A 17,865-nucleotide genomic window follows, 5' to 3' on the forward strand; every position below is an offset into this window, starting at 1 on the left:
GTAAGACATTCCATTCAGGAGCGCACACATGTTAAAAAATGCTTTCTCTAATCTGCAAAAGGTCGGTAAGGCGCTGATGCTGCCCGTATCGGTCTTGCCCGTTGCAGGTATTCTGCTGGGGGTGGGTGCTGCCCACTTCAGCTGGTTGCCGGAAATCGTCTCCCAACTGATGGAGCAGGCCGGTGGTTCCGTATTCGGCCAGATGGCTCTGCTGTTCGCCGTGGGCGTCGCCCTTGGCTTCACCAATAACGACGGTGTTTCCGGCCTGTCCGCCATCGTCGGCTACGGCATCATGACCGCCACCCTGACTGTGATGGCGCCTGTGATGGGTGTCGAGAAGATCGATACCGGTGTGCTGGGTGGTATCCTCGCCGGTGGCGTGGCTGCCTGGGCGTTCAACCGCTTCTACAAGATCCAGCTGCCAGAGTACCTCGGCTTCTTCGCTGGCAAGCGCGCCGTGCCCATCATCACCGGTTTTGTTTCCATCGGTCTGGGTGTCGTGCTCTCCTTCATCTGGCCGCCGATTGGTGGTGCCATCGGTGCCTTCTCCGACTGGGCTGCCAACCAGAACCCGGTCCTGGCCTTCGGTATCTACGGCGTGGTTGAGCGCTCCCTGATCCCGTTCGGTCTGCACCACATCTGGAACGTGCCGTTCTTCTATCAGGCTGGTACCTGCGTCAACGCCGCCGGTGAAACCGTACACGGCATCATGACCTGCTTCCTGACTGCTGATGACGCTTCCCGTGCTGCCGGCAACGGCTTCGGTCAGCTGGCGGGTGGCTACCTGTTCAAGATGTTCGGTCTGCCTGCCGCCGCGTTTGCCATTGCGCACTCCGCCAAGCCGGAAAACCGCGCCAAGATCGTAGGTATCATGGCTTCTGCTGCCCTGACCTCCTTCCTGACCGGTATCACCGAGCCTATCGAATTCTCCTTCCTGTTCGTGGCCCCGGTTCTGTACGCCATCCACGCCCTGCTGGCCGGTCTGGCCTACGTGCTGACCAACATGCTGGGTGTCGTTCACGGTCACACCTTCTCCAACGGCTTCATCGATTTCGTGGTGCAATCCCCGCGTGCCGACAACATGCTGCTGCTGGTGGGTCTGGGTCTGGTCTACGCGGTCATCTACTACGTGGTCTTCACCGTGGTCATCCGTGCCATGAACCTGAAAACCCCGGGTCGTGAAGACGAAGCTGCCCAAGAGTCCTCTGCCGGTCAAAGCAAGGACGAGATGTCTGCTGCACTGGTCTCCGCCTTCGGTGGCAAAGAGAACATCGCCTCTCTGGACGCCTGCATCACCCGTCTGCGTGTCGGTGTGAAGGATGTGGCCAAGGTTGACCAGGCTGGTCTGAAGAAGCTGGGTGCCGCCGGTGTGGTGGTGGCGGGTTCCGGTGTACAAGCCATCTTCGGCACCAAGTCCGACAACCTGAAAACTGAAATGGACATCTGGATGAAGAGCAACTGATTGTCGCTCCAATATCCGAGTTCCGAAAAGGGAGGCGCAAGCCTCCCTTTTTGCTGGGTTGCGTTTGGTGGCGGGACATGTGCGGGGGCTTTCCTGGCGGCGCCAGCATGGTGTGACCCAATGAAAAAGGCGCCCCTGGGCGCCTTTGCTGCATCAGACCGGCTTAAAGCTTTTCGAGATCCCGTTCTATCTCGCTGATCTTGTTCTGCACCACTTTTTCCAGATGACGCAAGTCGCGCAGTATTTTCTGCTTGATGTCCGGATCGGCGGAAGGCTGGCCGCCCTGGGTCAGATTGTCCAGCTCATCCACCACGTATTTGAGGTTGGCGTTGATCTCGGTGACATCTTTGTACTCATGGGTCCCCGAGTCGACCAGCATGGTCTTGCGCTGGCGGGGGTATTTGAATTTGACGCTCTTGGCGAAGAATTCACCCTTCTGCTTCTTGAAATAGATCTTGAGGATGTCGTGGTTGGCTTCCTGGCGCAGGGTGTAGCTGTCCACCGAGGTGGGTTCCTGGATCCCCAGGCTCTTGAGATTCTCGTACATCGGGCTTCCTTGGTTTGAAACGATCCTGACCCCTCTATCTTACCCGAGTCCGGACGCCTTGCCTGTGACAGGCGCGCCAAATTCAAATTGGTGTCAAAAAGGTCTTTTTTAATCAACGAGCCAAGGGGAGGGGTGAACGCCTTGCCAGCACTGCCATAAGCGGTATCGTCTCATGGGGGTGTGCAGTGCTGGTGGGGCAGGGGAGTTGGCGCCCACCCATGAGAGCGGGCATGAAAAAGGGCACCAGAGGTGCCCTTGATGACATCGACGTGGATTACTCGTCGATGGAGCGCAGCAGGGCGTTGATGCCGACCTTGGCGCGGGTCTTGGCATCCACCTTCTTGACGATGACGGCGGCGTAGAGGCTGTACTTGCCGCACTTGGAGGGCAGGGAGCCGGAAACGACCACGGAGCCGGCCGGGACGCGGCCGTAGTGGATTTCGCCGGTTTCGCGGTCATAGATGCGGGTGGACTGGCCGATGAAGACCCCCATGGAGATGACGGAGCCTTCCTCGACGATCACCCCTTCCACCACTTCGGAACGGGCACCGATGAAGCAGTTGTCTTCGATGATGGTCGGGTTGGCCTGCAGTGGCTCCAGTACGCCGCCGATGCCGACGCCGCCGGAGAGATGCACGTTCTTGCCGATCTGGGCGCAGGAGCCCACGGTGGCCCAGGTGTCGACCATGGTGCCTTCATCGACGAAGGCGCCGATGTTGACGTAGGAGGGCATCAGCACGGTGTTCGGGGCGATGAAGGAGCCTTTGCGCGCGGTCGCGGGCGGCACGACGCGAACACCGGCAGCCTTGAACTGCTCTTCGGTGTAGTTGGAGAACTTCAGGGGAACCTTGTCGTAGTACTGGGCATCGTCGCCCTTGATGATGCCGTTGTCGTTGATGCGGAAGGAGAGCAGCACGGCCTTCTTCAGCCACTGGTGGACGACCCACTCGCCGGCAATCTTCTCGGCAACCCGGGCTTTGCCGGAGTCCAGCAGGTCGATGGCTTCCAGAATGGCGGCCTTGGTGGCGGCATCGACGGAGCCGGGGGTGATGGAGTCACGGCGCTCGAAGGCCGCTTCGATGGTCTGTTGCAACTGGGTCATGACAGGTTTCCTTTATAAAATTCTGTTTGTTGTATCACACTTTTCCAATCGTTTTTAAGGGCTCTCGCCGATTTCTTCAGAATCAGGGCGATTTATTGTACTTGAGTGGTCCAACCATTTGTTCTGATTGAGGAATCAATACGTCAAAAAGCCTCTTTCGAGGCTTCATCCGAGCGTGTCAGGCACTCTCGCCAACCGGTTCCTGGGGGTTGAGCTGATTGACCAGCCTCTCCTCGAGGGCCTGTTGCTCCTCCGGGTTCAGCGGCTCTCCGGCCAGGGTGGTGAGGCTGAAGAAGTCCTCCACCCGCTCACCGATGGTGGTGATCTTGGCGGCATGGAGGGAGAGGCCGCACTGCTGGAACACGGCACCGATACGGGCCAATAGGCCCGGAGTGTCCAGGGCCGTCAGCTCCAGCAGGGTGTGGCGGTTTTCCCCCTTGTGGGGCAGGAAGACCACCCTGGTCGGCACGCTGAACTGGCGGTGGCGTCTGGACAGGGGCTTGCTGCGCAGCACCAGCTTGCCCGGCTCCTGAAGGGCTTTCTCCAGCGCCTTCTTGATGGTGGCGGTACGGTTGGGGCTGATGGGCTCTCCGTTTGGCTCCAGCACGATGAAGGTGTCGAGCACGTAGTCGTTGCGCGAATTCATGATCTGGGCGTCGTGGATGCTGAGGTTCTTCTGATCCAGCGCCGAGGCCACGGTGGCAAAGAGGTTGGGAGTATCGCGACAATAGATGAACACCTCGCTACCGCCCCGTATGGGGTGCTTGCCGATGAGCACCAGGGGGGCCGGGTTGTCACCGTGGGCGATGATCTTGCGGCAGTGCCAGGCGATCTGCTCCGGGCTGTGGCGCAGGAAGTAATCGGCCTTGAAGTCGTTCCAGAGGGCGGTGACCGCCTCCTGTGGCACCTCGCGCTGAGTCAGGATCTGCCTGGCCTGGCGCTGGTTTTCACGGATCTTGAGGCGCATGTCCGGCGGGTTTTCCAACCCCTGGCGCAGGGCCTTCTGGGTGGCGAAGTAGAGTTCGCGCAGCAGGGTGCCCTTCCAGTCGTTCCACAGACTGTCGTTGGTGGCACAGATGTCGGCCACGGTCAGGCAATAGAGCAGGTCGAGGTGCAATTCATCCCGCACCTTCTGGGCGAAGTCGGTGACCACATCCGGGTCGTAGATGTCGCGGCGCTGGGCGGTGACCGACATCAGCAGATGGTGGCGCACCAGCCAGGCGACCAGTCGGCTCTCGTAGCGATCCAGCCCGTGCAACTGGCAGAACTCCAGCGCATCCACGGCCCCGAGTTCGGAGTGATCGCCGCGCCTGCCCTTGGCGATGTCGTGGAAGAGGGCGGCGATGCTGAGCAGCTCGGGCTTGCGCAACTGGGTGAACACCTCGTGGCAGAGCGGGTGAGTCTGGCGGCTGGCCGGATTCGGGAAGCGATGGATGTTCTGCAGCAGCCGATGGGTGTGCTCGTCCACCGTGTAGGCGTGGAACATGTCGAACTGCATCTGGCCGACAATGAGGTTCCACTGGGGCAGGTAGGCCGCGAGGATCCCGTACTTGTGCATCAGGGTGAGCGGCTGGCCGATGCCGTTGGGGTGGCGCAGGAGCGCCATGAAGAGACGGCGGCACTCGGGTAGATCTTGCAGCCAGCAGTTGAGGGTGCGTCTGGCCTCGCGCAACTGGCGCAAGGTGGCGGAGTGGATGCCGGCGATCTCCGGGTGCTGGGCTATCTGGTAGAAGAGTCGCAGGATGGCGGCAGGATCCCGGCCGAACAGCTCGGAGTCCACCGCATCGATGAGGCGGCCGCGCAGCTGGAATTCGTCGCTGATGCGGCGCACGTCCATGGCGGTGTTGCCAAGAATGGCCTCGTCAAAGAGTTGCAGCAGCATCTCGTTGAGTTCGGCCACCCGTCGCACCGTCTGGTAGAAGCGCTTCATCATCTGCTCGACCGGGCCGTTTCCTTCCCCCTCGAACCCCAGCATCTGGGCCACGGTGCGCTGGCGGTCGAACAAGAGGCGGTTGTCCCCCTTGTTGATGGCCATGTGCAGGGCGAAGCGCACCTTCCACAGGAAGTTCTGACAGTCGAGCAGCTCCCGGTACTCGGCCCGGTTGAGAAAACCGTGGCTGGTCATCTCGAACAGGGTGGTGGCGCCGAAGTGGCGGCGGGCGACCCAGGCCAGGGTCTGGATGTCGCGAAGGCCCCCGGGATTGTTCTTGAGATCCGGCTCCAGCTTGTAGGCGGTGCCGAGAAACTGCTGGTGGCGCAGGGCCTGCTCTTCGCGTTTGGCACGAAAGAAGGCTTCGCTCGGCCAGAAGTGCTGGGGCTGGGTGGCCGCCTGCAACTGCTCGAATCCCGCCAGGCGACCCGTGATGTAACGGGCCTCGATGAGGTTGGTGGCAACCGTGATGTCGTTGCGGCCCTGCTCGATGCACTCGGCCACGTTGCGTACCGACTGCCCCACTTCCAGCTTGAGATCCCACAAGAGGGTGATGAACTCGCCGATGCGCAGCCCCAGCACCTCGTCCAGTTCATCTCCTTCGTAGAGGATCAGCAGGTCGATGTCGGAGTGGGGATGGAGTTCGCCGCGGCCATAGCCGCCTACCGCGATCAGGGTGAGCTCGGTCCTGTCGAAGCCGAACTTGTGCCAGAGCCTGGTCAGCAGCGCGTCCATGTATTCGGAGCGGGTGGCCACCAGTTCGATGATGTTGTCACCGGCGTCGAAGCGTTCGTGCAGCCAGGCGAGAAAGCGGCTCAGGTACTCCTTGCAGTTGTCACGGGTGAGCTGATCGTCTGGGAGCAGATGGGGAGAAAGCAGGCTGGCATCCATGGCATGTCACACTCTCGGTCGGGCCGGGTAAAGAGCAACCCCGGCGCGCGGCCGGGGTTGAATGTCAAACGTGGCGGATAAAACGCTCGATAGTGTCGTCGGGGCGCAGGGTCAGGACCTCGCAGCCATCCTCGGTCACCAGCAGGGTGTGCTCCCACTGGGCGGAGTCGCCGCCGTCCTTGGTGGTCACGGTCCAGCCATCCTTCGGATTGACCTTGCAGTGGTACTTCTTGCTGTTGACCATGGGCTCGATGGTGAAGCACATGCCCGCTTTCAGCTCCAGCTTGCCGCCGTTGCGGTAGTGGAGGATCTGCGGCTCTTCGTGGAACTCGGCACCGATGCCATGGCCGCAGTAGTCGCGTACCACGGAGAAGCCTGCCTGCTCGACGATGGGCTGGATGACGGCGCCGATCTCGGTGATGCACATGCCCGGGCGCACCCGCTTGATGGCGGCATAGAGGCTATCCTGGGCCACCTTGCAGAGCTGGCGACGCAGGGGGGTGGTCTGGCCCACGATGAACATGGCGGAGGTATCGCCGTGATAACCATCCTTGATGACGGTGATATCCAGATTGATGATGTCCCCTTCCCGCAGTTTCTTGTGGTTCGGGATGCCATGGCAGATGACATCGTTCACTGAAGTACAGATGGACTTGGGGAAGCCGTGGTAATTGAGCGGCGCGGGGATGGCCTGTTGCACGTCGACGATGTAGTCGTGGCAGAGGGTATTCAGTTCGTCTGTGGTGACGCCCGCCTTGACGTGGGGGGCGATCATGACCAGCACGTCGGCGGCCAGCTGGCCGGCGACACGCATTTTCTCAATCTCTTCCGGTGTCTTGATTTTAATGGACATGGGATCTCTCTTGGGGCCTGATTGCGCATCCTGCCGATGCCCAACAACCAGGTAATGAAAAATAGATGCGTTTGCAATCAGGGCGAAATTTTATCCCCAACCCCCGTTTACTTCCAGTGTGATCGTCATCGCAACGTCATCAGGCGGTCGCACCATGGTCCGGGATCCATTTTTAGCACCCGGGCTGGTGGTGTCATGACCAAAGTTATGGTATAAAGCGCGCCGGAATGGGGAACTCGTGTCCTCATGCCATCACCCTTACTCAACAACACACACACATCGACACATATGCCGGGGTGCCTTAACGGGTCGGTTATATGGGATGTGTGGAGGCCTAACCCCAATACAGAGGTATAAAATGGCTAAAGTTTCTATGCGCGACATGCTGCAAGCCGGCGTTCACTTCGGTCACCAGACTCGTTACTGGAACCCGAAAATGAAGTCCTACATCTTCGGCGCCCGCAGCAAAGTTCACATCATCAACCTGGAAAAAACCGTTCCGATGTTTGACGATGCCATGAACTTCATCAGCTCCGTAGCTGCCAAGAAAGGCAAGGTACTGTTCGTAGGTACCAAGCGTGCCGCGTCTGAAGCCGTCAAAGAAGCCGCTGAGCGTTGCGACCAGTTCTATGTTAACCACCGCTGGCTGGGCGGCATGCTGACCAACTGGAAAACCGTTCGTCAGTCCATCAAGCGCCTGAAAGATCTGGAAACCCAGAGCGAAGACGGTACCTTCGACAAGCTGACCAAGAAAGAGGCGCTGATGCGTACTCGCGAAATGGAAAAGCTGGAGAAGAGCCTGGGTGGTATCAAGAACATGGGCGGCCTGCCTGACGTTCTGTTCGTTGTCGATGCCGACCACGAGCACATCGCTATCAAAGAAGCCAACAACCTGGGTATCCCGGTAGTTTCCATCGTTGATACCAACTCCAACCCGGACGGCGTTGACTATGTCATCCCGGGTAACGACGACGCTATCCGTGCCGTACAGCTGTACCTGAACGCTGCTGCTGACACCGTTCTGGAAGCCCGCGAGCAGGACATCGTTGTTCAAGCCGAACAAGATGGCTTCGTTGAAGCTGAGTAATTGATAAGGACTGAAAAGCCCTTATTAACCAAGCTGATGTAATTGGTTAGCAGGGGCCCTTGTGGCCCCTGTTTCTTGTCAATTCAAGACCGAGGATACTGGACATGGCAAACATTTCTGCCGCCCTGGTAAAAGAACTGCGCGAGCGCACCGCCGCTGGCATGATGGATTGCAAAAAAGCGCTGGAAGAAGCCAACGGTGATATCGAGCTGGCTATCGAGAACATGCGTAAATCCGGTCAGGCCAAGGCCGCCAAGAAAGCTGGCCGTATCGCCGCTGAAGGTGTGATCTTCGCCCGTACCGAAGGCAACGTTGCCGTCATGATCGAGCTGAACTGCGAGACTGACTTCGTTTCCAAGGATGCCGGTTTCCTGGCCATGGGTCAGAAGATCGTCGAGATCGCTGCTACCCAGAAAATCGCTGACGTTGATGCGCTGAAAGCCGCCGACTTCGGCAACGGCGAGTCCGTCGAGCTGACCATCACCAACCTGATCGCCAAGATCGGTGAGAACATGAACCTGCGTCGCGTGATGCTGGTTGAAGGTGACAACCTGGGCACCTACGTTCACGGCTCCCGCATCGGTGTTATCACCAAGCTGGTTGGCGGTACCGACGAGCTGGCCAAAGATCTGGCCATGCACGTTGCTGCCAACAGCCCGCAATTCGTCAAACCGGAAGACGTGTCTGCCGAAGTCGTTGCCAAAGAGCGCGAAATCCAGATCGACATCGCCATCAACTCCGGCAAGCCGAAAGAGATCGCCGAGAAGATGGTTGAAGGCCGCATGAAGAAGTTCACCGGTGAGGTTTCCCTGACTGGTCAACCGTTCGTGAAAGATCCTTCCATGACCGTTGCCGAGCTGCTGAAGAAAGAAGGCGCTGACGTTGTTTCCTTCACCCGTTTCGAAGTGGGCGAAGGCATCGAGAAGCAAGAGACCGACTTCGCTGCTGAAGTAGCAGCCCAGATCGCGGCCGCTCAGAAGGCCTAATCGAACCGGTTTTTCCGTTTCCCCAGACCGCGACTTATGTCGCGGTCTTTATATGACCAGGAATCAGTGACATGAGTACCAATCCCAAGCCTGCATACAGACGTGTTCTTCTGAAGTTGAGTGGTGAAGCCCTGCAAGGATCCGAGGGTTTCGGCATTGATCCGGCGGTGCTGGAACGGATGGCCCAAGAGATCAAAGAGCTGGTTGAGCTGGGTGTTCAGGTCGGTCTGGTCATCGGTGGCGGCAACCTGTTCCGTGGTGCCGGCCTTGCCAAGGCAGGCATGAATCGCGTGGTGGGTGACCACATGGGCATGCTGGCGACCGTCATGAACGGCTTGGCCATGCGTGATGCCCTGCATCGTGCTTATGTGAATGCCCGCCTGATGTCGGCCATCTCCCTGCAAGGGGTCTGCGACTCCTACAGCTGGGCCGAAGCCATCAGCCAGCTGCGCGCCGGCAAGGTGGTGATCTTCTCTGCCGGTACCGGCAACCCCTTCTTTACCACCGACTCGGCAGCCTGCCTGCGCGGTATCGAGATCGAAGCCGACGTCGTGCTGAAAGCCACCAAGGTCGATGGCGTGTTCACCGATGACCCGGTCAAGAACCCGGATGCCGTGCTCTATCAGGAACTGAGTTATGATGAAGTTCTTGAAAAAGAACTCAAAGTGATGGATCTTGCTGCTTTTACCCTGGCCCGCGACCACGATCTGCCGATCCGGGTGTTCAACATGAACAAACCGGGCGCGCTGCGCCGCGTGATCATGGGTGAGCCGGAAGGTACCCTGATCCACCAGGCCAGCAAGTAAGGCAAGTGTGAGCCCCAGGCTCGCTTGTCCATTACGCCAGTCAACAAGATAGATACGAGCCGCCCGTCGGCTCGTTCGCCAAAAGGAAAACCACTGTGATCAACGAGATTAAAAACGACGCCAAGGACCGCATGGGCAAAAGCGTAGAGTCGCTGAAGACCCAGATGTCCAAGATCCGTACCGGCCGTGCTCACCCGAGCCTGCTCGACGGCATCCAGGTGGAGTATTACGGTGCTGCCACTCCTCTGAAGCAGTTGGCCAACGTGGTGGCAGAAGATGCCCGTACTCTCTCCATCTCCATCTTCGATCGCTCCATGATCCAGGCGGTGGAAAAAGCCATCCTGACCTCCGATCTGGGCCTGAACCCGTCCAGCAACGGCCAGACTCTGCGCGTGCCGCTGCCGCCGCTGACCGAAGAGCGTCGCCGTGATCTGACCAAGATCGTCCGTGCCGAAGCCGAAGGTGCCCGGGTTGCCATTCGCAACATCCGTCGCGATGCCAACGCCGATCTGAAAGCCCTGCTGAAAGAGAAAGAGATCTCCGAAGACGACGACCGTCGCGCCCAGGAAGAGATCCAGAAGCTGACCGATACCTTCATCAAGCTGGTGGATGACGCCCTGGTTGTGAAGGAAAAGGAGCTAATGGAAATCTAAGCCTCCGACAGGTATATTACGAGCGCCGTGTAGTGCCCCTGCACGGCGCTTTTGTCTTTGTGGGAGAAATGAATGTCGCTTTTGGCAGCGCTAGGCGATAGCGCCAGCTCGTCCTTGCCCCGTCACGTCGCCATCATCATGGATGGCAATGGTCGCTGGGCCCAGAACCGCGGCAAGATGCGGGTTTCCGGGCACAAGGCGGGCGTGAAATCCGTGCGTGAGGCCGTGGCCTTTGCCGCTCGTGCCAAGATGGAGGCGCTGACCCTGTTTGCGTTTTCCAGCGAGAACTGGCGCCGTCCGGAAGGGGAAGTCAACGCCCTGATGGAGTTGTTCATGACGGTGCTGGGTCGCGAGGTGAGCAAGTTGCACAGCAACGGCATTCGCCTTCGGGTGATTGGCGACACTGCCCGCTTCAGCGAGCGGCTGCAGGCCAAGATTGCCAAGGCCGAGGCCCTGACCGCCAACAATCAGGGATTGACCCTCAATATCGCCGCCAACTATGGCGGTCAGTGGGACATCGCCCAGGCGGCCCGGACCCTGGCACGGGCCGTGGCGGCGGGTGAACTGGATGCCGAGGCGGTCGATGAGGCGGCATTGGGTCGTCATGTCTGCATGGCTGATCTGCCCCCCGTGGATCTGTTGATCCGCACCGGCGGGGATCATCGCATCAGCAACTTTGTCCTGTGGCAGCTCGCCTATGCCGAACTCTATTTTACCCCGGTCCTGTGGCCCGATTTTGACGAGGCCGAGTTCAGTGGGGCAGTTGCCTCCTTCGTTGCTCGCGAGCGTCGCTTCGGGTGTACGGGTGAACAGATCCGGGAATTGATCGCCGCGCAACAGACCGGCTAAACCCCGCTCCCAAGAGAGAGGTTTCTTTTGCTAAAACAACGAATTATTACCGCATTACTGTTAGTTCCCCTGGTGTTGGGGGCGCTGTTTTTTCTGCCGTTGAAATTCTTTGCCCTGCTCGCCGCCCTGGTCTTTCTGCTGGCCAGCCGTGAGTGGAGTGCCTTCGTCACTGCCCAGCCGCAACAGTGGTTGCCGCTGGTGTTCTGTCTGCTGCTGGGGGCCAGCCTCTTCTGGGTGCCCGTGGAGCAACTCTGGATCCCCCAACTGCATCCGCTGGTGATGGGCGTGCTCTGGACCGCCGTCAGCTGGTGGCTGCTGGGGCTGCTGCTGGTGCTGCGCTACCCGCAAAGCGCCAGGCTGTGGCGTGAATCCATCTGGCTCAAATCCCTGTTCGGTCTGGTGACCCTGGTTCCCTTCTTCTGGTCCCTGGTGGCCATTCGCGGCTACAACTTCTACCACGACCCCATGATGGGGGCCTGGATCCTGCTGTTCGTGATGGGGCTGGTCTGGGCGGCAGATTCTGGCGCGTATTTTTTCGGCAAGGCGTTCGGCAAACACAAGCTGGCGCCGGCCGTGAGCCCGGGTAAAACCATCGAAGGCATGCTGGGCGGCCTCTTTACCGCCAGCCTGCTGGCCATCGGCGTGACCTGGTTCATGGGCTTCGTGCCTGCCAAGATGGGCACCGTGCTGCTCTGTTCCCTGCTGGCGGTGCTGGCCTCCGTGCTTGGCGATCTGGCCGAGAGCATGTTCAAGCGGGAAGCCGGCATCAAGGATTCCGGCACCCTGTTGCCGGGCCATGGGGGCATTCTCGATCGCATCGACAGCCTGACGGCGGCGCTGCCCGTCTTCCTGCTCAGCTACCTGTTGCTCGGTCCGGAGTTTTGATGTTTCGCGCACTGATGATCCCGGGAGCGTCCCGCTCCATCAGTCTGTTACCCAATCAGGAGTCTTGATGCAAAACCTGGTGATCCTGGGAGCGTCAGGCTCCATCGGTCAGAGCACCCTCAAGGTACTGCGCCACAACCCCGGGCGCTGGCAGGTGCTGGCGCTGACCGCTGCCCGCAGCGTGGATGCCATGCTGCGCGACTGTCTCGAATTCTCCCCCCGGTTCGCTGTCATGGTGGACGAAGGCGCCGCCAGCGATCTGGCGGGTCGGCTCAAGGCTCACGGCAGCACCACCTGGGTGTTGTCCGGTCAGGCAGCCCTGTGCGACGTGGCTGCTCACCCCGAGGCCCACAGCGTGATGGCGGCCATTGTCGGTGCGGCGGGTCTGGCACCCACCATGGCTGCCGTGCGCGCCGGCAAGCGCATTCTGCTGGCCAACAAGGAGGCGCTGGTGATGTCCGGAGCCTTCTTCATGGAGGCGGTGCGAGAGCACGGCGCCGAGCTGCTGCCCATCGACAGCGAACACAACGCCATCTTCCAGTGCCTGCCGGTCGACGTGCAGCGCCAGCCCGGTTTCTGCGATCTGGCCGGGGCGGGGATCAGCAAGATCCTGCTGACCGGCTCCGGCGGACCTTTCCGCTATGCCGATGTGGGTGAATTGCACCATGTCACCCCGGCGCAAGCCATTGCCCATCCCAACTGGTCCATGGGGGCCAAGATCTCGGTGGACTCCGCCACCATGATGAACAAGGGGCTGGAGTACATCGAGGCGCGCTGGCTGTTCAATGCGGCCCCCGAGCAGATCCAGGTGGTGATCCACCCCCAGTCCGTCATTCACTCCATGGTGCAGTACAAGGATGGCTCCGTGCTGGCCCAGCTCGGCAACCCGGACATGTGCACCCCCATTGCCCACGCTCTGGCCTATCCGGAACGGATCGAGTCCGGTGTGGAACCTTTGGATTTCTTCAGTGTCGGAGAGTTCAGCTTTATCCGGCCCGACTATGAGCGCTATCCCTGTCTGGCGCTGGCCATGAGCGCGTGCCAGCAGGGGCAGGGGGCGACCACCTCCCTCAATGCCGCCAACGAGGAGGCCGTCGCGGCTTTTCTTGCAGAGCGGATCGGATTTATGGATATTGCCAGAGTCAACGAATCCGTCATGGCCGAGCTGGGCAGCAGTGCTGCCGGCTCTCTGGCGGATCTCATCGCCCTGGACGGTACGGCCCGAGCCCGTGCCCAGCAACTGATAAAGGAGCTTGCCGTATGAACGGACTGTGGTGGCAGCCAGCCCCTCTCCATGCTCTCGAGCGCAGGACTGGACATGACCGCGAGGTACGCGGCTGATGGGCGGGGTTCTGTGGAATATCGGCGCCTTCATCGTGGCCCTCGGGCTGCTGGTGGCGGTGCATGAATTTGGCCACTTCTGGGTGGCTCGTCGTTGCGGCGTCAAGGTGGAGCGCTTCTCCATCGGCTTTGGCAAGGCCATCTGGCGTCGCCTTGGCAAGGATGGCACCGAATACGTGCTGGCCCTGATCCCCCTTGGCGGTTACGTCAAGATGCTGGATGGCCGGGTCGACGAACTCAAGCCGGGGGAGGAGGCGCAGGCCTTCAACCACAAGAGCGTCTGGGCCCGGATGGCCATCGTCGCGGCCGGCCCCATGGCGAACTTCGTGTTCGCCCTGTTCGCCTTCTGGCTGATGTTCATGATAGGGGTGCCGAGCGTCAAACCCGTGGTGGGCGAGGTGCGTCCCGCCTCCATCGTGGCAGAGGCCGGCATCCTGCCAGGCATGGAGATCGTCGGCGTCGGCGGCGAGGAGACCGGTGACTGGGAGAGCGTCACCTACGCCCTCATCAGCCACCTTGGCGATGACTCGGTCCAGCTCAAGCTCAAGGCGGCCAACACCAGCTATGCAGTGGACAAGACCCTGCAGCTGGCAGGTTGGAAATTCGATCCGGACAAAGAGTCCCCCATCGGGAGCCTCGGGATAGTGCCCCTCGGTGGCAAGGTGCTGCCCGTGGTGGAGGCCGTGGTGCCATCGAGCGCCAGCGAGAAGGCCGGCCTTCAGATAGGGGATCGCATCAAGGGGGTCGATGGAGATGCCATCACCGAATGGACCCAGTTTGTCGAGCGTGTCCAGCAGTCACCGGCGCAGCCGCTGCAGGTGACGGTGGAGCGCGGGGGCAGCGAGATGACCCTGACCCTGACCCCGGACGGGAAGAAAGTGAAGGGCCAGCTGGTCGGTTTTGTGGGCTTGTCACCGCAACTGGTTCCATTACCGGATGAGTATCGAACTCTGTTACAGTATGGGCCTTTGCAAGCCCTGTGGCATGGGGTCCAGAAGACCTGGAGCCTGATCACCCTGACCTTCGACATGATAGGCAAGCTGATCGGTGGCATCGTCTCTTTGGACAACCTGAGCGGCCCCATCTCCATCGCCAAGGGGGCCGGCAGCAGCGCCGATTACGGGTTGGTCTATTTCCTCGGATTCCTGGCGCTCATCAGCGTCAACCTGGGGATCATCAACCTGTTCCCCCTGCCGGTGCTCGATGGTGGCCATCTGGTCTATTTCCTCATCGAGGCGGTCACCGGCAAGCCGGTATCGGAAAAAATTCAGGAAGTTGGGTTCAGGATAGGCGCCGCCATTCTGATGTTACTGATGGGCATTGCGCTGTTTAATGATTTCGCTCGCCTCTGAGGCCAGAGCATCAACAAGGACACATAAGAACAAAATGGCTGTTAAAAAAGCATTGGTGTTGAGTTGCCTGCTGGGGGCCAGCTTCCTGGCTCAGGCTGCCCCGGCCTCTTTTGTGGTGCAAGACATTCAGGTCGAGGGCCTGCAGCGGGTGACCCTGGGTGCCGCCCTGTTGAATCTGCCGGTGCGGGTCGGTGATTCCGTCGACTCCGTATCCCTGGCGAACGCTATCAAGAAGCTCTATGCCTCCGGCAACTTCGAGGACGTCAAGGTCTATCGCGACGGTCAGGTGCTGCAAGTGGTGGTCAAGGAGCGCCCGACCATCTCCAGCATCGAGTTCTCCGGCAACAAGGACATCAAGGAAGAGCAACTGACCCAGAGCCTGGAATCCTCCGGGATACGCGTGGGTGATCCGCTGGATCGCACCGTGCTCAGCTCCCTCGAGAAAGGGCTGGAAGATTTCTACTACGGCGTGGGCAAGTACTCCGCCAAGGTCAAGGCCATCGTCACCCCGCTGCCGCGCAACCGGGTTGACCTCAAGTTCACCTTCGTGGAAGGGGAAGCGGCCAAGATCCAGCAGATCAACATCGTCGGCAACAACGTTTTCCCGGAAGAGAAGCTGCTGGCCCAGCTCTCCCTCAAGGACGACGTGCCCTGGTGGAACTTCACCGGCGATCAGCGCTACCAGAAGCAGAAGCTGGCCGGTGACATCGAAGTGCTGCGCTCCTACTACATGGACCGCGGCTACATCCGCTTCACCCAGGAGTCCACCCAGGTCTCCATGACCCCGGACAAGAAGGGCGTTTACGTCACCCTCAACGTCAAGGAAGGGGAGCAGTACAAGGTTTCCGGCATCCAGCTCAAGGGCGACCTCATCGACCGCGGCGGCGAAATGAAGGGCCTCATCCCCATCGAGGCGGGTAGCGTCTACTCCGCCAGCCAGGTAACCCATACCGAAGAGGTGCTCTCCAAGTTCCTCGGCCGTTACGGCTACGCCTATCCGAAAGTGGTCACCTTCCCCCAGATCAACGACCAGACCAAGGAAGTGGAGCTCATCGTCAACGTGGAGCCGGGTCCCCGGGTCTATGTGCGCAACATCAACTTCAGCGGCAACGTCACCACCAAGGACGAAGTGCTGCGTCGCGAGATGCGCCAGATGGAGGGCACCTGGCTCTCCTCCGACAACGTCGAGCAGTCCAAGACCCGTCTCAACCGCCTCGGCTTCTTCGAGACCGCGGAAGTGGACACCAAGCGGGTGCCGGGCAGCGATGACCAGGTCGATCTGGACTTCAAGGTCAAGGAGCAGCCGGCGGGGTCCATCAACGCCGGTATCGGCTACGGCACCGAGTCGGGTCTGAGCCTGCAGGCGGGTCTGCAGCAGGACAACTTCATGGGGACCGGCAAGAAGATCGGCATCAACGCCAGCACCAACGACTACTCCAAGAGCGTCGACCTGAGCTATAACGACCCCTACTTCACCGTGGACGGGGTGAGCCTGGGCGGCCGTCTCTACTACAACAAGTTCAGTGCGGCCGACGCCAACATCGTGGACTACGAGAACACCACCGTCGGTTTCCGTCTCTCCAGCGGCTTCCCGGTCAACGAGAACAACCGTCTCGACTTCAGCCTGGGCTACGAAAACAACAAACTGTCCCAGCCCAACCCCTATGTACAGGTGGACGAGTTCTGGAAGGTCTACAACGGCAATCTGGATGGCGACAACCGCATGGTGTTCAACACCGTGGACGTCACCGCCGGCTGGACCCGCTCCACCCTCAACAAGGGTCAGTTCCCGACCTCCGGTGACCGCCAGCGGGTGAACGCCAAGGTGACGGTGCCCGGCATGGATCTGCAGTACTTCAAGCTCAACGCAGAAGATGCCCACTACTTCCCGTTTGATGCCGATCACAAATGGGTCATGCTGGCCAAGGCCCGTGCCTCCTACGGCGATGGCTACGGCACCAATGGCGATTACGAGCACGTCCTGCCGTTCTTCGAGAACTACTACGCCGGTGGTTTCGATACCCTGCGCGGTTTCAAGAGCAACACAGTCGGTCCGAAGGCGCTCTACTACTACAACCTGAGTGGTAACGACGTCATCCAGGGCACTGACAGCTCGGCCGGGGGCAACGCCCTGGCGGTGGCCTCGCTGGAAATGATCGTGCCGACGCCCTTTGCCTCCGAGACCTATCAGCCCCAGCTGCGGACCAGTTTCTTCATCGACGCCGGTTCCGTGTGGGATACCCACTTCGACTACAGCCAGTATCAGAACCGTTGCTTCAGTGGTTGCAACTATCTGATGGACTACTCCGACCCGAGCAACATCCGGATGTCGACCGGCCTGTCGCTGCAGTGGCTCTCTCCCATGGGCCCGCTGGTGTTCGTGCTGGCAAGACCAATCAAGAAATACGAAGGGGACGACACCCAAGTCTTCTCCTTCAACATCGGCCGTACCTTCTAAGGGGAGCGGACGCCCCCCCGCCATGGCGGGGGGAAGCATGATGGGTCGCGCGTTTGCGTGCCTCACCAGGTAACAAGACGATCTCGTGGATCGCTTGCACAATCAGGTAAATCAGGTAGCCCTCGACCGAGGGACCAAGGAGTAAGTGTGAATAAAGCGTTGAAAGTAGCTGGTTTGAGCTTTGCACTGATGGCTGCCGGCATGGGTTCTGCCTTCGCTGAGACCAAGATTGCCGTGGTCGACATGGGCGAAGTCTTCCAAAAGCTGCCCCAGCGTGAAGCCGTTGCCAAGAAGCTGAAGGGCGAGTTCGAGCCGCGCATGCGTGAACTGCAGAAGCTGGAGTCCGACGGTCAGGCACTGGTCGAGAAGTTCAAGAAGGACGAAGCCTTCATGAGCGCCGAACAGAAGAAGCAGAGCCAGGAGAAGCTGGCCAAGCTGCAAATGGAATTCAACCAGAAGCGTCAGGCGTTTGAACAGGACAACGGTCGCCGTCAGTCCGAAGAGCGCAACAAGATCCTGACCAAGGTGCAGGCTGCCATCGACGCCATCGCCAAGAGCAATGGCTACGATCTGGTGCTGGAGCGCAACGCCGCCCCGTATGCAGCCAGCAAGCTGGACATCTCCGGCCAGGTTATTTCTCAGGTTAGCAAGAGCAACTAATTG

The 17,865-nt window shown here is 60.0% G+C and carries 15 protein-coding genes; 11 read left to right on the forward strand and 4 right to left on the reverse strand.

Features of this window, described 5'->3' with window-relative positions; all coding sequences use genetic code 11:
* Nucleotides 1-28 precede the first annotated feature (28 nt).
* Complete coding sequence (gene ptsG, locus J9892_RS06730) at nt 29-1,462, forward strand: PTS glucose transporter subunit IIBC (RefSeq protein ID WP_010673398.1); 1,434 nt, start codon at nt 29-31, stop codon at nt 1,460-1,462.
* A 163-nt stretch (nt 1,463-1,625) separates the two neighbouring features.
* Here ptsG and J9892_RS06735 read toward each other — a convergent pair whose 3' ends face one another.
* The 4 genes from J9892_RS06735 to map form a co-directional block, all read right to left on the reverse strand.
* Nucleotides 1,626-2,009, reverse strand: a complete 384-nt coding sequence (locus tag J9892_RS06735) for a DUF3461 family protein (RefSeq protein ID WP_039039426.1) — start codon at nt 2,007-2,009, stop codon at nt 1,626-1,628.
* 274 nt (nt 2,010-2,283) lie between these two features.
* Nucleotides 2,284-3,111, reverse strand: coding sequence for a 2,3,4,5-tetrahydropyridine-2,6-dicarboxylate N-succinyltransferase (dapD, locus tag J9892_RS06740; RefSeq protein ID WP_010673400.1), 828 nt, complete (start codon nt 3,109-3,111; stop codon nt 2,284-2,286).
* Nucleotides 3,112-3,289: 178 nt separating this feature from the next.
* Nucleotides 3,290-5,932, reverse strand: coding sequence for a bifunctional uridylyltransferase/uridylyl-removing protein GlnD (gene glnD, locus J9892_RS06745; protein ID WP_042015535.1), 2,643 nt, complete (start codon nt 5,930-5,932; stop codon nt 3,290-3,292).
* Nucleotides 5,933-5,996: 64 nt separating this feature from the next.
* Entirely contained in the window at nt 5,997-6,785 is a 789-nt protein-coding gene (gene map / locus J9892_RS06750) for a type I methionyl aminopeptidase (RefSeq protein ID WP_010673402.1), read from the reverse strand.
* A gap of 358 nt (nt 6,786-7,143) precedes the next feature.
* Between map and rpsB the strand changes: the two genes are divergently transcribed.
* The 10 genes from rpsB to J9892_RS06800 all read left to right on the forward strand — a co-directional run bounded on the left by rpsB (nt 7,144) and on the right by J9892_RS06800 (nt 17,862).
* Nucleotides 7,144-7,872, forward strand: a complete 729-nt coding sequence (rpsB, locus tag J9892_RS06755) for a 30S ribosomal protein S2 (RefSeq protein ID WP_010673403.1) — start codon at nt 7,144-7,146, stop codon at nt 7,870-7,872.
* Nucleotides 7,873-7,976: 104 nt separating this feature from the next.
* The gene (gene tsf / locus J9892_RS06760; protein WP_010673404.1) at nt 7,977-8,858 is read left to right on the forward strand and encodes a translation elongation factor Ts; all 882 of its coding nucleotides are present in this window, start codon (nt 7,977-7,979) and stop codon (nt 8,856-8,858) included.
* A gap of 71 nt (nt 8,859-8,929) precedes the next feature.
* Nucleotides 8,930-9,664 carry a UMP kinase gene (gene pyrH, locus J9892_RS06765; protein ID WP_010673405.1) on the forward strand — a complete coding sequence of 245 codons (735 nt, stop codon included), beginning with the start codon at nt 8,930-8,932 and terminating at the stop codon, nt 9,662-9,664.
* A gap of 95 nt (nt 9,665-9,759) precedes the next feature.
* On the forward strand, nt 9,760-10,317 hold the full coding sequence (frr, locus tag J9892_RS06770; protein WP_010673406.1) for a ribosome recycling factor: 558 nt from the start codon (nt 9,760-9,762) through the stop codon (nt 10,315-10,317).
* 72 nt (nt 10,318-10,389) lie between these two features.
* Nucleotides 10,390-11,166 carry a polyprenyl diphosphate synthase gene (gene uppS, locus J9892_RS06775; RefSeq protein WP_039039427.1) on the forward strand — a complete coding sequence of 259 codons (777 nt, stop codon included), beginning with the start codon at nt 10,390-10,392 and terminating at the stop codon, nt 11,164-11,166.
* A 27-nt stretch (nt 11,167-11,193) separates the two neighbouring features.
* Nucleotides 11,194-12,051 (forward strand): phosphatidate cytidylyltransferase, encoded by an 858-nt coding sequence (locus J9892_RS06780; protein ID WP_039039428.1) that lies wholly within the window; start codon nt 11,194-11,196, stop codon nt 12,049-12,051.
* A gap of 67 nt (nt 12,052-12,118) precedes the next feature.
* Nucleotides 12,119-13,315: a 1-deoxy-D-xylulose-5-phosphate reductoisomerase gene (gene ispC, locus J9892_RS06785; RefSeq protein WP_113977718.1), complete on the forward strand. Its 1,197-nt coding sequence runs from the start codon at nt 12,119-12,121 to the stop codon at nt 13,313-13,315.
* 76 nt (nt 13,316-13,391) lie between these two features.
* A complete protein-coding gene (gene rseP, locus J9892_RS06790) occupies nt 13,392-14,744 on the forward strand; it encodes a sigma E protease regulator RseP (protein ID WP_210538113.1) in 1,353 nt (450 codons plus the stop codon).
* Nucleotides 14,745-14,778: 34 nt separating this feature from the next.
* Nucleotides 14,779-17,202 carry an outer membrane protein assembly factor BamA gene (bamA, locus tag J9892_RS06795; protein WP_210538114.1) on the forward strand — a complete coding sequence of 808 codons (2,424 nt, stop codon included), beginning with the start codon at nt 14,779-14,781 and terminating at the stop codon, nt 17,200-17,202.
* A gap of 147 nt (nt 17,203-17,349) precedes the next feature.
* Entirely contained in the window at nt 17,350-17,862 is a 513-nt protein-coding gene (locus J9892_RS06800) for an OmpH family outer membrane protein (RefSeq protein WP_029313943.1), read from the forward strand.
* The last annotated feature ends 3 nt before the right edge of the window (nt 17,863-17,865 follow it).

Source organism: Aeromonas sp. Prich7-2, from assembly GCF_017939255.1.
Taxonomy (GTDB): Bacteria; Pseudomonadota; Gammaproteobacteria; order Enterobacterales; family Aeromonadaceae; genus Aeromonas; species Aeromonas caviae.

Coding starts and splice junctions, on each gene's coding strand:
- rpsB (WP_010673403.1), top strand. CDS start 7,144: ATGGCTAAAGTTTCTATGCGCGACATGCTGCAAGCCGGCGTTCACTTC.
- ispC (WP_113977718.1), top strand. CDS start 12,119: ATGCAAAACCTGGTGATCCTGGGAGCGTCAGGCTCCATCGGTCAGAGC.
- dapD (WP_010673400.1), bottom strand. CDS start 3,111: ATGACCCAGTTGCAACAGACCATCGAAGCGGCCTTCGAGCGCCGTGAC.
- pyrH (WP_010673405.1), top strand. CDS start 8,930: ATGAGTACCAATCCCAAGCCTGCATACAGACGTGTTCTTCTGAAGTTG.
- map (WP_010673402.1), bottom strand. CDS start 6,785: ATGTCCATTAAAATCAAGACACCGGAAGAGATTGAGAAAATGCGTGTC.
- bamA (WP_210538114.1), top strand. CDS start 14,779: ATGGCTGTTAAAAAAGCATTGGTGTTGAGTTGCCTGCTGGGGGCCAGC.
- tsf (WP_010673404.1), top strand. CDS start 7,977: ATGGCAAACATTTCTGCCGCCCTGGTAAAAGAACTGCGCGAGCGCACC.
- J9892_RS06735 (WP_039039426.1), bottom strand. CDS start 2,009: ATGTACGAGAATCTCAAGAGCCTGGGGATCCAGGAACCCACCTCGGTG.
- rseP (WP_210538113.1), top strand. CDS start 13,392: ATGGGCGGGGTTCTGTGGAATATCGGCGCCTTCATCGTGGCCCTCGGG.
- ptsG (WP_010673398.1), top strand. CDS start 29: ATGTTAAAAAATGCTTTCTCTAATCTGCAAAAGGTCGGTAAGGCGCTG.
- glnD (WP_042015535.1), bottom strand. CDS start 5,932: ATGGATGCCAGCCTGCTTTCTCCCCATCTGCTCCCAGACGATCAGCTC.
- uppS (WP_039039427.1), top strand. CDS start 10,390: ATGTCGCTTTTGGCAGCGCTAGGCGATAGCGCCAGCTCGTCCTTGCCC.